Here is a 13,465-nt window from a genome sequence, read left to right as displayed (position 1 = left end):
ATGAATCAGGACAATCTGATCGAAATCCGCGACCTCGCCGTCGAGTTTGGCACGGGCGATCGCGCCCATCGGGTGGTCGAAGGTGTGAGTTTCGACATCAAGCGTGGCGAGACCCTGGCGCTGGTGGGCGAATCCGGCTCGGGCAAGTCGGTGACGGCGCACTCGATCCTGCGCCTGCTGCCCTACCCGCTGGCCCGGCATCCGGCCGGCAGCATCACCTATTCCGGGCAGAACCTGCTGGAACTGAGCGAAAAGACCATCCGTCACATCCGTGGCAACCGGATCGCGATGATCTTCCAGGAGCCGATGACCTCGCTTAACCCGCTGCACTCCATCGAAAAACAGATCAACGAGATCCTCGGCATCCACAAAGGCCTGACCGGCAAGGTCGCGACCAAGCGCACGCTGGAGCTGCTGGAAATGGTCGGCATTCCCGAGCCGCACAAGCGCCTCAAGGCCCTGCCCCACGAGTTGTCCGGCGGCCAGCGCCAGCGGGTGATGATCGCCATGGCCTTGGCCAACGAGCCGGAACTGCTGATTGCCGACGAGCCGACCACCGCACTGGACGTGACCGTTCAGCTGAAAATCCTCGACCTGCTCAAGGAATTGCAGGCTCGATTGGGCATGGCGCTGCTACTGATCAGTCACGATTTGAACCTGGTGCGAAGAATTGCGCATCGCGTATGTGTCATGCAGCGCGGTTGCATCGTCGAACAGGCATCGTGCGCAGAGCTGTTCCGTTCTCCGCAGCATCCGTACACTCGGGAGCTGCTGGCGGCGGAGCCCAGCGGAGGCCCGGCGAGCAATAAAATCGGCGCGCCGCTGTTGCAGGTCGAGGACTTGAAAGTCTGGTTCCCGATCAAGAAAGGCCTGCTCAAGCGCACGGTGGATCACGTCAAGGCAGTGGACGGCATCAATTTCAGCCTGCCTCAGGGTCAGACTCTGGGGATCGTGGGGGAAAGCGGTTCCGGCAAATCCACCCTGGGCCTGGCGATTTTGCGGTTGATCGGCAGCAAAGGCGCGATCCGTTTTGAGGGCAAGCAGCTAGACTGCCTGACGCAGAACGAGGTTCGCCCGTTGCGTCGGGAGATGCAGGTGGTGTTCCAGGACCCGTTCGGCAGCCTGAGCCCGCGGATGTGCGTGAGCGACATCGTTGGCGAAGGCCTGCGGATTCACAAGATGGGCACCGCCGCCGAGCAGGAAGCGGCGATCATTGCGGCATTGAAGGAGGTAGGTCTGGATCCGGAAACCCGGCACCGCTACCCCCACGAATTTTCCGGTGGGCAGCGGCAGCGTATCGCCATTGCCCGGGCTTTGGTGCTCAAACCGGCGCTGATCCTGCTGGACGAGCCGACTTCGGCCCTCGACCGGACGGTGCAGCGGCAAGTGGTGGAGCTGTTGCGTTCACTGCAAGCCAAGTACAACCTGACGTATTTGTTCATCAGCCATGATCTGGCTGTTGTGAAAGCGCTGAGCCACCAGTTGATGGTGGTCAAGCATGGCCAAGTGGTCGAACAGGGAGACGCGCAAAGTATTTTTGCCGCCCCCCAACATCCGTATACACAGCAGTTGCTGGAAGCCGCTTTTCTGGCACCAGCCACTGCGCAATAACCTGAAAGAGGAGCAACACATGGGTTTTCTCGCCGGTAAGCGCGTACTGATCGTCGGTGTCGCCAGCAAGCTGTCCATCGCATCCGGCATCGCTGCCGCCATGCATCGCGAGGGCGCTGAGCTTGCCTTCACTTATCAGAACGAAAAACTGAAAGGTCGCGTCGAAGAGTTCGCACAGGGCTGGGGTTCGAGCCCTGAGCTGTGCTTCCCGTGCGACGTGGCCAGCGATGAAGAAATCGCCAAGGTCTTCGAAGAACTGAGCAAGAAGTGGGACGGCCTGGACTGCATCGTGCACTCCGTAGGCTTCGCACCAGGCGACCAGCTGGACGGCGACTTCACCGAAGTCACCACCCGTGAAGGCTACCGCATCTCTCACGACATCAGCGCCTACAGCTTCGTCGCCCTGGCCAAGGCCGGTCGCGAAATGATGAAAGGCCGCAACGGCAGCCTGCTGACCCTGTCCTACCTGGGCGCCGAGCGCACCATGCCGAACTACAACGTCATGGGCATGGCCAAGGCTTCGCTGGAAGCCGGCGTACGTTACCTGGCCGGTTCTCTGGGCCCGGAAGGCACTCGTGTCAACTGCGTATCGGCCGGCCCGATCCGCACTCTGGCCGCTTCCGGCATCAAGAGCTTCCGCAAGATGCTGGCCGCCAACGAAGCGCAAACCCCGCTGCGTCGCAACGTCACCATCGAAGAAGTCGGCAACGTCGGCGCCTTCCTGTGCTCGGACCTGGCGTCCGGCATCAGCGGTGAAATCACCTACGTGGACGGCGGCTTCAACACCACCGCCATGGGCAACATCGAAGAGTAATCTTCGCGCTGCCGATAAAAAGCCCGCCAATTGGCGGGCTTTTTTATGCCCGAGATTTCGTTAACAACGAGTTTTTCTGTGGAAGTCAGCCTGCTGATGGATAGTGTTGTATCAATCCACGCCCCCGGTGCGCCTGATACCGTCATCGCGAGCAGGCTCGCTCCCACAAATGAAAAACACAGCGCTAGACTCAGGTCACCCAACCGTCGATCGAGGCCTTCCCATGCAGCTCAGCCCTTTCCATCTGGCCATTCCCGTATACGACCTCGCCGCTGCCCGGCATTTTTACCGTGAAGTGTTCGGTCTCGAAGAAGGTCGTTCAAGCGAGCACTGGGTCGATTTCAACTTCTTCGGCCATCAACTGGTGATTCACTTGGCGCCGAAGAACGCTTCGCAGGAAGCGGCGCACACTAACGCGGTGGACGGCCATGACGTGCCGGTGCCGCATTTCGGTGTGGTGCTCGGAATGGAGGAATGGCACGCCTTGGCCGAGCGTCTGAAATCGCTGGGCACGCGATTTGTGATCGAGCCGGGGATTCGTTTTCAGGGTCAGGTGGGCGAACAGGCGACGATGTTTCTGTTCGACCCGTGCGGCAATGCGCTGGAGTTCAAGGCGTTCAAGGATATTGGGCAGTTGTTTGCCAAATAAGCGTCAGATTCGCTTCAAGGCCTGCTTATGGGCATACATCGCCCCATCCGCATCGGCCAGCAGCTTGTCCACGGTCTCATGCCGTCGCGGGTCGTATTCGATCTGACCGACACTGAAGCGAATCGCATAACCCCGATGCAACGTGGCATTGCGCTCCTCGAGGATCTCCTTGAGCCGCGCCATGATCGCCGTGGTTTCGATGTGGCTGGAGCCGGTCAGCAGCGCCACGAATTCATCGCCGCCCAAGCGCCCGACCACGTCGCTTTCGCGAAAGGCAATGCGCAACACATCGGCGAAGGTCTTGAGCGCACTGTCACCCTCGGCATGCCCGTAAAGGTCGTTGATCTGCTTGAAATCGTTGAGGTCGAAAAACAGCAGCGTCGCCGGTTTGTCCATCCGTGCGCAGGCGTCCAGCGCATGTTGGGCCAGCATCTTGAAGCCCCGGCGGTTGGACAGCAGCGTCAGCTCGTCCATGCTCGCCATCTGCACGGCCATCAGTTCCTGCTCGGCCATGCCGGCGAGATCGCGCAGCAACTCGCGTTCTTCGTCGTCGAGTTCCCGGGGTTTGGTGTCGATCAGGCACAAAGTGCCCATCTTGTTGCCATTGGGCACGGTCAGCGGGTACCCGGCGTAGAAGCGGATGTTCGGATCGCCGGTCACCAACGGATTGTCGTGAAAACGCTCGTCCTCGCGGGCATCGGGCACCAGCAGCAGTTCATCCTTGAGGATCGCGTGGCCGCAAAACGAAACAGAACGTGGCGTTTCGGTAGTGTCCAGCCCCACGCAGGACTTGAACCATTGCCGCTCCTTGTCCACCAGCGTGACCAGGGCAATCGGTACATTGAACAGGCGCCTGGCCAGACGGGTCAGGCGGTCGAAGCGTTCTTCGGGGGCGGAATCGAGGAGGTTCAATCCATACAGCGCCTGAACCCGAGCCGCCTCATTGGCGGGTTTGCCTGGAACCAGCATCAGTACACTCCATTGTCATCAGTGGTCTTTAGCGTAGACCGATTCGGCGATGACTCAACTTCTCAGCCACCGGCCACCGGGCACGGCCCACCCGCATCCGCCCACAGCTTGAACTGACTGACGAAGATGTCGTGGGGCACCGGCACCGGTTGCCGCCCTGCTCCGGGATTCCAGCCCCAGAGCACCAGTTTGTCATCGCTGACGTGCTTGATCAGCGCAGCGAAATCCCGGTCGCCGTTGCTGCTACGGTCCTTGATCATCGCGCACAGACGATCCGGTGGCAGGCCGATCCAGGCCATCTTGTGCGAGGCCGGTGGCAGGCTCCAGTGCGGCGCACCCGGTGGCGCGTGGGGGCCGTAACTGGCCGGCGGATTGCTCTCGGCGTGGCAGGTGGCGCAAGGCAAACCGGCGGCGCCCTTGCCATCCATGCCGCGCACCACATTCATTGCGTGGGGCGTGCCGGCGTCGAACTGCAACGGCGAATCGCCGGGAATGTGGCAGTTCTGGCAACGCGGACTCTGGAACACTTTCTGCACCGTGCCAAAGGCCTTCAGGGCTTCCTGATCGTCAGCGAACAGATCCGATGCGTAACCGCCCAGACCGACCAGAATCACCGTGCCCAACAACAGATGTCGTTTCATCTCACACCCCCGACAGTTGCAGCGGCAGTTCCCGCAGACGCTGCCCGGTCAGGGCGAACACCGCGTTGGCCACCGCCGGCGCCGTTGGCGGCACACCGGCCTCGCCGATGCCGCCGGGCTTGTCGGTGCTCGGCACGATATGCACCTCGACCACCGGCATCTCGTTCAGCCGCAGCACTTGATAGTCGTGATAGTTGGACTGCACGACCTGACCGTCCTTGAGCGTCAGCTTGCTGTGCAGCGCCATGCCCAGGCCGAACGTGATGCACGACTCCATCTGCGCCGCGATGCTCTGCGGGTTGACCGCAATTCCGCAATCCACCGCACAGACCACCCGGTGCACGCGGATCTTCAGGTTGTCCTGAGACACCTCGGCAACTTGCGCCACATAGCTGCCGAATGACTCGTGCACCGCCACACCCAGCGCATGACCGTCGGGCAGCGGCGCTTTCCAGTTGGCCTTCTCCACCGCCAGATTCAGCACACCAAGGTGACGGGCGTGATCCTTGAGCAGCGTTCGCCGGTACTCCACCGGGTCCTTGCCCGCCGCCGTGGCCATTTCATCGATCAGCGACTCCATGACAAACGCGGTGTGGCTGTGGCCCACCGAGCGCAGCCACAGCACGTTGATCCCCGTGGCCGGCGAATGCAGATCGACCTGATGATCCGCCAGCCCCTGGATGTACGGACTGTCCGCCACGCCCTCGACCGAGGTCTGGTCGACGCCGTTCTTGACCATGGTTTTTTCCAGCATGGTGCCGGCCATGATCGACTGGCCGACCAGCACATGCTGCCACGCTTGCGGCATGCCGTCGGCGCCGAGGCCGATCCGCGCCTGATGCAGGAACATCGAGCGGTAATACCCGCCGCGAATGTCATCCTCCCGCGACCACACGGTTTTCACCGGCATCGCAGCAGCCTTCGCCACCTGCACCGCTTCGGCGACAAAGTCCGACGTCGGGTTGGCCCGGCGACCGAAACCGCCACCGAGGAATTCGGTGTGGATTTCCACCTGCTCGGGTTTGAGTCCGGTGATCTTGCCGGCGATCATTTGGTCCAGCGTCTGAAACTGGGTGCCGGTCCAGATCTCGCATTTCTCGGCGCTGATTTTCACCGTGCAATTGAGCGGCTCCATCGGCGCATGGGCCAGATACGGCACGCTGTACTCGACATCGATTTTCTTCGCAGCCTTGCCAAAGCCGCCCTTGGCATCCCCGGCCTGACTGGCGGAAATGCCCGGTGTAGCAGCGAGTTTGCGAAAACTCTCCAGCAGCTTTTCGCTACTCAAATCCGCGTGCGGGCCAAGATCCCAATCGACTTTCAATGCATCACGACCGAGCTTCGCCGCCCAGTAATGATCGGCAATCACCGCCACGCCTGTGGGCACCTGCACCACTTTGCGCACGCCGGGAACGGCCAGCGCCTGCGCGCCTTCGAAGGATTTCACCGTGGCGCCGAACACCGGGGCGCGCGCGACCATCGCCGTCATCAGTCCGTCGAACTGCACGTCCATGCCGAACTTCGCGCGGCCGGTGATTTTCTCCGGGGTATCGAGGCGCCTGGTGGGTTTGCCGATGACTTTCCAGTCCTTGGCTTCCTTGAAGGTGATCGACTTCGGATCCGGCACCGGCAGCTGTCCGGCGACATCCGCCAGTTCGCCGTAGGTGGCGCGATTGTCACCGGCAATCACCACGCCGGATTCGGTGCGGATCGTCGAGGGTGCCACGTTGAAACGCTTGGCTGCTGCCTCAATCAACATCTGCCGCGCGGTGGCGCCCGCGAGCCGGTAACGGTCGAACTCCATCCAGGTAGAGGTCGAACCGCCGGTGATCTGCATCCCGCCAAACGCCGGCATGCCGTAATCGGCAGCCGAGGCCGGCGAGTGCTCGACGCGGATTTTCGACCAGTCGGCGTCCAGCTCTTCGGCGATCAACATCGTCAGGCCGGTCCAGATGCCCTGGCCCATTTCCGAATGGCCGAGCAGCACGGTGACGCTGTTGTCCGGCGCAATCCGCAGGAACGCGTTCGGCGCAAAGGCCTTGCCTTCATTTTCCGCCGCCGTGGCAAACCGGTTGCCACCGGGCACCACGAACGCCACCACCAGACCACCGCCAAGTACCGCACTGCCCTTGAGAAATCCGCGACGGGATACAGGACTGTTCATCGCTCACCTCCCTTGGCTCAACCGATGTCGGCAGCACGTTTGACCGCGGCGCGGATTCTTGGATAGGTGCCGCAGCGGCAGATATTGCCGGAGAGCGCCTGATCGATGTCGCTGTCCGTGGGTTTGGGGATTTTCGCCAGCAACGCGGCGGCGGACATGATCTGCCCGGACTGGCAGTAGCCGCACTGCACCACGTCCAGCTCGGCCCAGGCCTGTTGCACCGGGTGCGAACCATCAGTCGAAAGACCTTCGATGGTGAGGATTTTCTGGCCGTGGGCGACGGCGGTGGCCGGCGTGATGCAGGATCGCAGCGGCGCGCCATCGACGTGCACGGTGCAGGCCCCGCACTGGGCCATGCCACAACCGAACTTGGTGCCGGTCAGGTGCGCGACATCGCGCAGAACCCAGAGCAACGGCATGTCCGCGGGGACATCGAGCTCCTGATCCTTGCCATTGATGTTCAAGGTCAGCATCGGGGATTTCCTCAGACTCACGGTGTTCTGAAGGGGCGTTGCGACAGCATTCGATGCCGTGCACGCCTCGGCTTATCCCTTTCAGCTAAGCGCATTTTGCCCCGACGACCAGCCGCCGCGACCACCGGTCATGGCTGTGCCGTCAGCGGCACCGGCAGGTTGAGCATGATCTGGGCGTCCTTGATCACGTCCAGGCGCAGCATCCGCGAAGCCCCGAGGCCGTCGAGCAACTGGCTCAGCGGGCCGCCGTTGCGATCCAGCTGCACATCGCGCGGAAACAGGCGTTGGGCAAAGGATAGTGTGTTGCTCTGCACCACGCTCTGATGCCACAGACCATCAACCTGATGAATCATGGTGGCGGTGCTCATGCGCGATTGCGGCGTAACGTTTTTCAGGGTTGGCAGCGGCGCTTTCAGGACCAGGTCCGGCAGGCCCTTGGGCCCGTCGATGCGAGCGCTGACGCTGGTGCCGATGTTCACGTTGATGTCGGCGCGCCACTTGGGCAGTTGATAGCCGTGCACGCCGCGCACCCGGGCGATTTCGGTGTTCACCGGCAGCGCCAGCACATGGGCGGTGAAGCTGCGACGGCGCATGGCGTCCATCAGTTCCAGCACGTGGGAGCCACGGGCGCCGGGGCGACGCACGACAATCGCCACGGAGACTTCGTCGTACGGGTCGTTGTCGCAGACCGAGTAGGAGAAAAACGTCAGCGCCACCAGCCCGTAGCCGGGAAACGCCCGCAGCGGCTCAAGCGGCGCCGGCAACGTGGCGCGCAGACGGTCGAGCGGCGCCAGGAACAGCAACTGCACGCTACTGGATCGGTAATAGAAGTTTGGTGCCCAGGTCGGCCCGACTCTGGACGCGACCTGCTGCTTGGGAATGCGCCGGAAGAAGTCGATGTTGCCGGCAGCCTTGTCCCGGGCCACTTCGTCGAGGTTGGGGTTCATGCGGAAACGGTCGTAGTAGCCGCCCTCCAGCACCTCGACCTTGTGCGATCCAAATTCGACTTCTGTAAAGCGCTTGCTCATGTTCGCTGACCTTTCTCGATGAGTGGCCCGGCAGGTGGCCGGTCAGCGCCACTCTAAGGTTCAACCAAACTTTAAGGTCAAGCGCACAACGGCTATGGCCCACCATTCACGCCAGCGATGACCGTTCGGAACTTGCTTGACCTTGAAGTGCACTTCAATCCTAGAGTTCATAGCGCTTGTCTTCACCCCTTCACGTTTCCGTTCCGCATTTTCAGGAGTAGCGAACATGGGCTATGTCACAACGAAAGACGGCGTCGAAATCTTCTACAAGGACTGGGGTCCGAAAGACGCCCCGGTGATCCACTTCCACCACGGCTGGCCGCTGAGCTCGGACGACTGGGATGCGCAGATGCTGTTCTTCCTCGCTCAGGGCTTCCGGGTGGTGGCCCACGACCGACGGGGTCACGGTCGCTCGAGCCAGGTCTGGGACGGCCACGACATGGATCACTACGCTGACGACGTGGCAGCGGTGGTCAATCATCTGGGAACGCAGAAAGCCGTGCATGTCGGCCACTCCACCGGAGGCGGCGAAGTCATCCATTACATTGCCCGGCATGGCGAGGATCGGGTAAGCAAAGCGGCGATCATCAGCGCCGTGCCGCCGTTGATGGTGAAAACCGAAAGCAATCCGGGTGGTCTGCCGAAGTCGGTGTTCGACGATCTTCAGGCCCAATTGGCGGCCAATCGCGCGCAGTTCTATCACGATGTGCCGGCCGGTCCGTTTTATGGCTACAACCGGCCGGGGGCCAAGCCCTCGGAACCCGTCGTCCTCAACTGGTGGCGTCAGGGCATGATGGGCGGCGCCAAGGCTCACTACGACGGCATCGTTGCGTTCTCACAGACCGACTTCACCGAAGACCTGAAAGGCATCTCGATCCCGGTGCTGGTGATGCACGGCGATGACGACCAGATCGTTCCGTATGAAGACTCCGGTGTGCTCTCCGCCAAACTGCTGAAAAACAGCACGCTGAAGATTTATCCGGGCTTCCCCCACGGCATGCCGACCACCGAGGCGCCGACGATCAACGCGGATTTGCTGGCCTTTATTCGCGGCTGATTTTATTGGCCGGGGTCAGGTGCGATACCTGCCCCCGGCTACTCTTCGGTTCTCCCGGCCCCCTCGCGATTACCCACATAGTGTCTGGCCAATGGAAACGCCGGCAGCCACGACTCGCGACGCACCGTCCAGAGTTCATAAGTCGGCTGCAATTGATCGGGCGCATCCAGCGCACCCAGACTGACCTCGATTTCATCACCACTGCGCCCGAACACCGACGATCCACAGCGCGGACAGAAAAACCGCCCGTCGTAGTCCCGGGTCTCGCCCGTGATGGTCACCGCCTCCGCCGGAAAGATCGCCGCCGACGCAAACAGCGCGCCGTGATGTTTGCGGCAATCCAGACAATGGCAAACCCCAACCCGCCAGGGTCGGCCCGTCGTTTCGATCCGCACTGCGCCGCACAGACAACCGCCCGTCAGTCGATCCATGGCACACCTCCCGCAAATGGAATATCCGGTGAGTGAAAATAGCAGCGCACTGGGGGAACGCTTACAATCGTGGCCCATTACCACCATTCAGACAGACCACTCCCTTCATGGCGCTCGACCCCCTTACGATGTTGACCATTTCCACCGCCCTGGCAGCGGCGGCCGCCCTTTACCTGGCGGTCGAATGGCGCAGCATCCGCGAATCCTCGTTGCTGTTCTGGAGCGCCGGTTTCGCCACCATCACCGTCGGCTCGAGCCTTGCCCTGCTGCGCGCCAACGGTTATCCGTTGATCGGCATCTGGTTCGCCAACGGTTTGCTGGTCGTTGCGCACTGGCTGTTCCTGCTGGGCGTCGCGCGGTTTACCCAACGGTCGTTGTCGCGAGCCTGGTACTTGATGTTCCTCGTTTGGCTGGGGTTGCTGCTGTTACCGGAAGATCCGTCGTGGTCGAAGATCATGCTGGTGGCCAACTCGCTGCTGGTGGCCGTGCTGATGCTGCGGGCCAGTCTGCTGCTGCGCCCTCACGGCAAATCATTGAGCATTGGCGCCGTGCAACTGCGTTATGTGCTGTTGATTCACGGGCTGTTTTATTTCGCCAAGGCAATTACGGCGGTGCTCCCGGGCACGCTGATCGACCTGGCGGCGTTTCGCGGCACGATCATCCAGATTTCCCTGGTCGAAGGCGCGATGGCAATCATGCTGATCGCACTGTCGATGACCGGCACCGAGCGCTACCGCCGGGAAAAACAGATCGCCGAACTGGCCGCCCGGGATCCGCTGACCGCGCTGTACAACCGCCGCGCCCTCGAAGTCCGCGCGCCGCGCCTGCTCGATCAAGTCTCCAGCGCCCGCCCCGGCGCGCTGCTGCTGATCGACATCGACAACTTCAAACTGGTCAACGATCTGTATGGCCACACCGCCGGCGACCGCCTGCTGATCTCGCTCAGCGAAATGATCCGCTCGCAGCTGCCTCAGGGCGCGCTGGCGGCAAGGCTGGGCGGTGATGAATTCGTCATGTTGCTGGGCGATGCTTCCCATGAACAGATCATGGTGCTGGGCAGCGAGCTGCGCGAGCAGTTTCAGCAGATGACTTCTCAATCCTACGTCACCCCGGAAGCGGTAACGCTGAGCATCGGCGCCAAGGTCTTCGACCAGCCACCGGCCAGCCTCGCGGCATTGATCGAACAGGGTGACAGCGCGCTCTACGAATCCAAGCGCGGCGGACGCAACCGGATTCGTCTGGCGGACTGCACCTGACCTATCCTTGCCTGCACCCGCTTTCTTGGAGTTTGTCATGTCCTCGCCTGAATCCACCCTCCTCCAGAGCTGGCACCACAACGCCCAAGCCTGGACCGAAGCCATCCGCAGCGGCGCCATCGAAAGCCGCCAACAAGTCACCGATCAGGCGATTCTGTTGGCGGTGATGGGGCGCCAGCCGGAGCGCGTGCTCGATCTGGGATGCGGCGAAGGCTGGCTGTTGCGGGCATTGGCCGAACGCGGGATCGAAGTGGTCGGCGTGGACGGTGATGCCACGCTGGTCGAGGCCGCACAAGCGGCGGGATCGTCTCCCGTGTACGTCGCCAGTTATGAAGAGCTGGTGGAAGCGAAAGTCGACATCGGCCATGGCTACGACCTGATCTGCGCCAACTTTTCCCTGCTGCATCAGGACATCATCCCGCTGCTCGCCGCCATGAACGCGCTGCTCGTGCCCGGCGGTGCGCTGGTGATCCAGACGCTGCATCCATGGTCGGTGGCAGCGGGTGATTATCAGGATGGCTGGCGGGAAGAAACCTTCAACGGATTCAAAGGCCAGTGGCAGCCGATGCCGTGGTATTTCCGCACCTTGTCCAGTTGGCTGAATGCGCTGGATATGGCCGGGTTTCAGTTGACCAGCCTGCGGGAGCCGCAACATCCGCAAAGCCCCGTGCCGCAGTCGTTGCTGATGATTGCCGAGGGTCGTGGCTGAAAAAGCTACAGCCTCGGTTTGAGCAGGATCCCGGTGTAATGCCGTAAAAACAGAGCAAACGCAGCGCACCAGAGCACCACGGACAGCCCGAGCCCCAGACTGGAAAACGGCACCAGCAACACCCGACAACCCGCCGCGATCAACACCAGTGCAAACCCCAGCACCACGGCTTTCGGCGGTTGCAACAACCGCCCGGTGTGACCGAGGCTGACCCGCGCAATCATCGCCAGAATCAAGCCGCCGACACCGCCAACGGCCAGCGCATGGGTCGCCAGGCTTTGCTGGCCGATCAGCCCCAGATGCCACGCCGCCATGGCCCAGATCGCCAGCGCCATCCAGGCGTAAGCCAGGTACAACGACCAGAGCAGCGGCACCCGCCACATCCCGCGATCATGCCAGCGGATCAGACGCAGCATTTGCAAACTGCCGGTGAGCGCAAACAGTGCTGCCAGCCACGGCCGGGGTGAATCGTTGAGACCCGCCGCAAACGTGATCGCCGTCAGCAGACTGCCGATCAACAGCAATTGCGTGGGCAATGGATGAGCTGCCGGTACGGGTGGACGGTTCAAGCCACGCTGGATGAAGAACGGAATCACCCGCCCGCCAATCACGGTCATCAGCGCCGCAATCAGCCACAACGCGCCCAGCACGCCTTGGCGCTGCAAACCGGCGTCATCGTTGAACAGGCCAATCAAGGTCAGTGCCTGACAACCGGCCATCAGCGCGAGCACCAGCACAATCGGGTAGTTATCGCGCTTGCCCGCAGCGATCAGATCCCGTGCCAGCATCACCGCCAGCAGGGGCAGAAAGGCCCATTGCAGCGCGAGGATCAATGCCACGGGCAACGGCATCCACCACGCCACTCGACCGAGCAACCAGACGATCACCAACGCAATCAACGCCCCGCCGCGCACGCCGGGAATTCCGGTCCAGTTGGGCACCGCCGTCAGCAGAAACCCGGCAACGATCGCCGCCGCGAAACCGAACGGCATTTCATGCCGATGCCAGGCCACCATGCCGCCCGCCGGTTGCAGGTCGAACCAATGGCCATAAAGCCACAAACCCCAGACCAGGATCGCCATTGCGGCGAATCCGGCACCTGCCAGAAACAGCGGCCGAAAACCCAGGCTGAACACGGGCGCTGCAGCGAGTCTGCGCATTTCAGGCCACCGCCATGACAGGGAATCGAGCCAGTCGATACTGCGACAACAGACGCATGACGTAACCGATCTTGATCAGCGTCGGGCCGACGATGGTCATGGCATGCATCCCCACCAGCAACGCAATCGGCATGTGGCCCTGATACAGATAAGCGCCATAGATCCCGGCCAGCAACATGACCAGGCCGGCGACGAGCACTTTGCTCGACAGGTGCAGAACGTTCAGCGGACTCTCGAAGAAAGTGAACATGTTTTCGTACTCCTGAGCGGATCAGTTTGTACGCAAGACACTTCAACTTGCGTGCCAGATTATTCGCCCAGCAATATCAGCCGGTTGCGAAACCACGAGTCAATTTGACACAAACACAAAAGAGTCATTTTGACAACTTACAACGTCAATACGACTACACTGCATCTTCATTGCATCCAACCATCGATCCGCGGCACCGCCAGCCGAGCACAGACTGGCTACGCTATTAATCCAGCGTGTCCAACCTGCCGAG

At 61.8% G+C, this 13,465-nt stretch carries 14 protein-coding genes; 6 read left to right on the top strand and 8 right to left on the bottom strand.

Translation table 11 applies throughout. From position 1 onward, the window contains the following. The 3 genes from IF189_RS11230 to IF189_RS11220 all read left to right on the top strand — a co-directional run bounded on the left by IF189_RS11230 (window position 1) and on the right by IF189_RS11220 (window position 3,074). Entirely contained in the window at window positions 1–1,611 is a 1,611-nt protein-coding gene (locus IF189_RS11230) for an ABC transporter ATP-binding protein (protein ID WP_134827261.1), read from the top strand. A gap of 19 nt (window positions 1,612–1,630) precedes the next feature. After that, window positions 1,631–2,425: an enoyl-ACP reductase FabI gene (gene fabI / locus IF189_RS11225; protein WP_085698845.1), complete on the top strand. Its 795-nt coding sequence runs from the start codon at window positions 1,631–1,633 to the stop codon at window positions 2,423–2,425. A gap of 223 nt (window positions 2,426–2,648) precedes the next feature. Next, window positions 2,649–3,074 (top strand): VOC family protein, encoded by a 426-nt coding sequence (locus tag IF189_RS11220; protein ID WP_192553296.1) that lies wholly within the window; start codon window positions 2,649–2,651, stop codon window positions 3,072–3,074. Between the two features lie 3 nt (window positions 3,075–3,077). On the opposite strand, the gene IF189_RS11215 is transcribed toward IF189_RS11220, so the two are convergent. The 5 genes from IF189_RS11215 to IF189_RS11195 all read right to left on the bottom strand — a co-directional run bounded on the left by IF189_RS11215 (window position 3,078) and on the right by IF189_RS11195 (window position 8,349). Further along, window positions 3,078–4,043 carry a sensor domain-containing diguanylate cyclase gene (locus IF189_RS11215; protein ID WP_192553295.1) on the bottom strand — a complete coding sequence of 322 codons (966 nt, stop codon included), beginning with the start codon at window positions 4,041–4,043 and terminating at the stop codon, window positions 3,078–3,080. Between the two features lie 62 nt (window positions 4,044–4,105). After that, complete coding sequence (locus IF189_RS11210) at window positions 4,106–4,684, bottom strand: hypothetical protein (protein WP_134827264.1); 579 nt, start codon at window positions 4,682–4,684, stop codon at window positions 4,106–4,108. Between the two features lies 1 nt (window position 4,685). Then, window positions 4,686–6,848: a xanthine dehydrogenase family protein molybdopterin-binding subunit gene (locus tag IF189_RS11205; RefSeq protein WP_192553294.1), complete on the bottom strand. Its 2,163-nt coding sequence runs from the start codon at window positions 6,846–6,848 to the stop codon at window positions 4,686–4,688. A 17-nt stretch (window positions 6,849–6,865) separates the two neighbouring features. Beyond that, window positions 6,866–7,321 carry a (2Fe-2S)-binding protein gene (locus IF189_RS11200; RefSeq protein WP_085708608.1) on the bottom strand — a complete coding sequence of 152 codons (456 nt, stop codon included), beginning with the start codon at window positions 7,319–7,321 and terminating at the stop codon, window positions 6,866–6,868. A gap of 128 nt (window positions 7,322–7,449) precedes the next feature. Then, window positions 7,450–8,349, bottom strand: a complete 900-nt coding sequence (locus IF189_RS11195) for an acetoacetate decarboxylase family protein (protein ID WP_192553293.1) — start codon at window positions 8,347–8,349, stop codon at window positions 7,450–7,452. Window positions 8,350–8,575: 226 nt separating this feature from the next. On the opposite strand from IF189_RS11195, the gene IF189_RS11190 reads away from it, so the two are divergent. Next, the gene (locus tag IF189_RS11190) at window positions 8,576–9,406 is read left to right on the top strand and encodes an alpha/beta fold hydrolase (RefSeq protein ID WP_085708611.1); all 831 of its coding nucleotides are present in this window, start codon (window positions 8,576–8,578) and stop codon (window positions 9,404–9,406) included. Window positions 9,407–9,444: 38 nt separating this feature from the next. On the opposite strand, the gene IF189_RS11185 is transcribed toward IF189_RS11190, so the two are convergent. Then, window positions 9,445–9,837, bottom strand: coding sequence for a GFA family protein (locus IF189_RS11185; RefSeq protein WP_192553292.1), 393 nt, complete (start codon window positions 9,835–9,837; stop codon window positions 9,445–9,447). 107 nt (window positions 9,838–9,944) lie between these two features. Here IF189_RS11185 and IF189_RS11180 point away from each other — a divergent pair, with 107 nt between their 5' ends. Together IF189_RS11180 and IF189_RS11175 are read left to right on the top strand one after the other, a co-directional pair. Then, window positions 9,945–11,093 (top strand): GGDEF domain-containing protein, encoded by a 1,149-nt coding sequence (locus IF189_RS11180; RefSeq protein WP_134827268.1) that lies wholly within the window; start codon window positions 9,945–9,947, stop codon window positions 11,091–11,093. Window positions 11,094–11,130: 37 nt separating this feature from the next. Then, window positions 11,131–11,802, top strand: coding sequence for a class I SAM-dependent methyltransferase (locus tag IF189_RS11175; protein ID WP_134827269.1), 672 nt, complete (start codon window positions 11,131–11,133; stop codon window positions 11,800–11,802). 5 nt (window positions 11,803–11,807) lie between these two features. Here the strand turns inward: IF189_RS11175 and IF189_RS11170 are convergent, their stop codons facing one another. Together IF189_RS11170 and IF189_RS11165 are read right to left on the bottom strand one after the other, a co-directional pair. Further along, the gene (locus IF189_RS11170; RefSeq protein ID WP_134827270.1) at window positions 11,808–12,962 is read right to left on the bottom strand and encodes an NnrS family protein; all 1,155 of its coding nucleotides are present in this window, start codon (window positions 12,960–12,962) and stop codon (window positions 11,808–11,810) included. A gap of 1 nt (window position 12,963) precedes the next feature. Further along, window positions 12,964–13,212 (bottom strand): transmembrane sensor/regulator PpyR, encoded by a 249-nt coding sequence (locus IF189_RS11165; protein ID WP_134827271.1) that lies wholly within the window; start codon window positions 13,210–13,212, stop codon window positions 12,964–12,966. Between the last annotated feature and the right edge of the window lie 253 nt (window positions 13,213–13,465).

Origin of the sequence: Pseudomonas sp. IzPS59 (assembly GCF_014863505.1) — a bacterium.
GTDB lineage: Bacteria > Pseudomonadota > Gammaproteobacteria > Pseudomonadales > Pseudomonadaceae > Aquipseudomonas > Aquipseudomonas kribbensis.
Note: the sequence above shows the minus strand (reverse complement) of the source record. Positions and strands in the feature narration are given on the sequence as shown.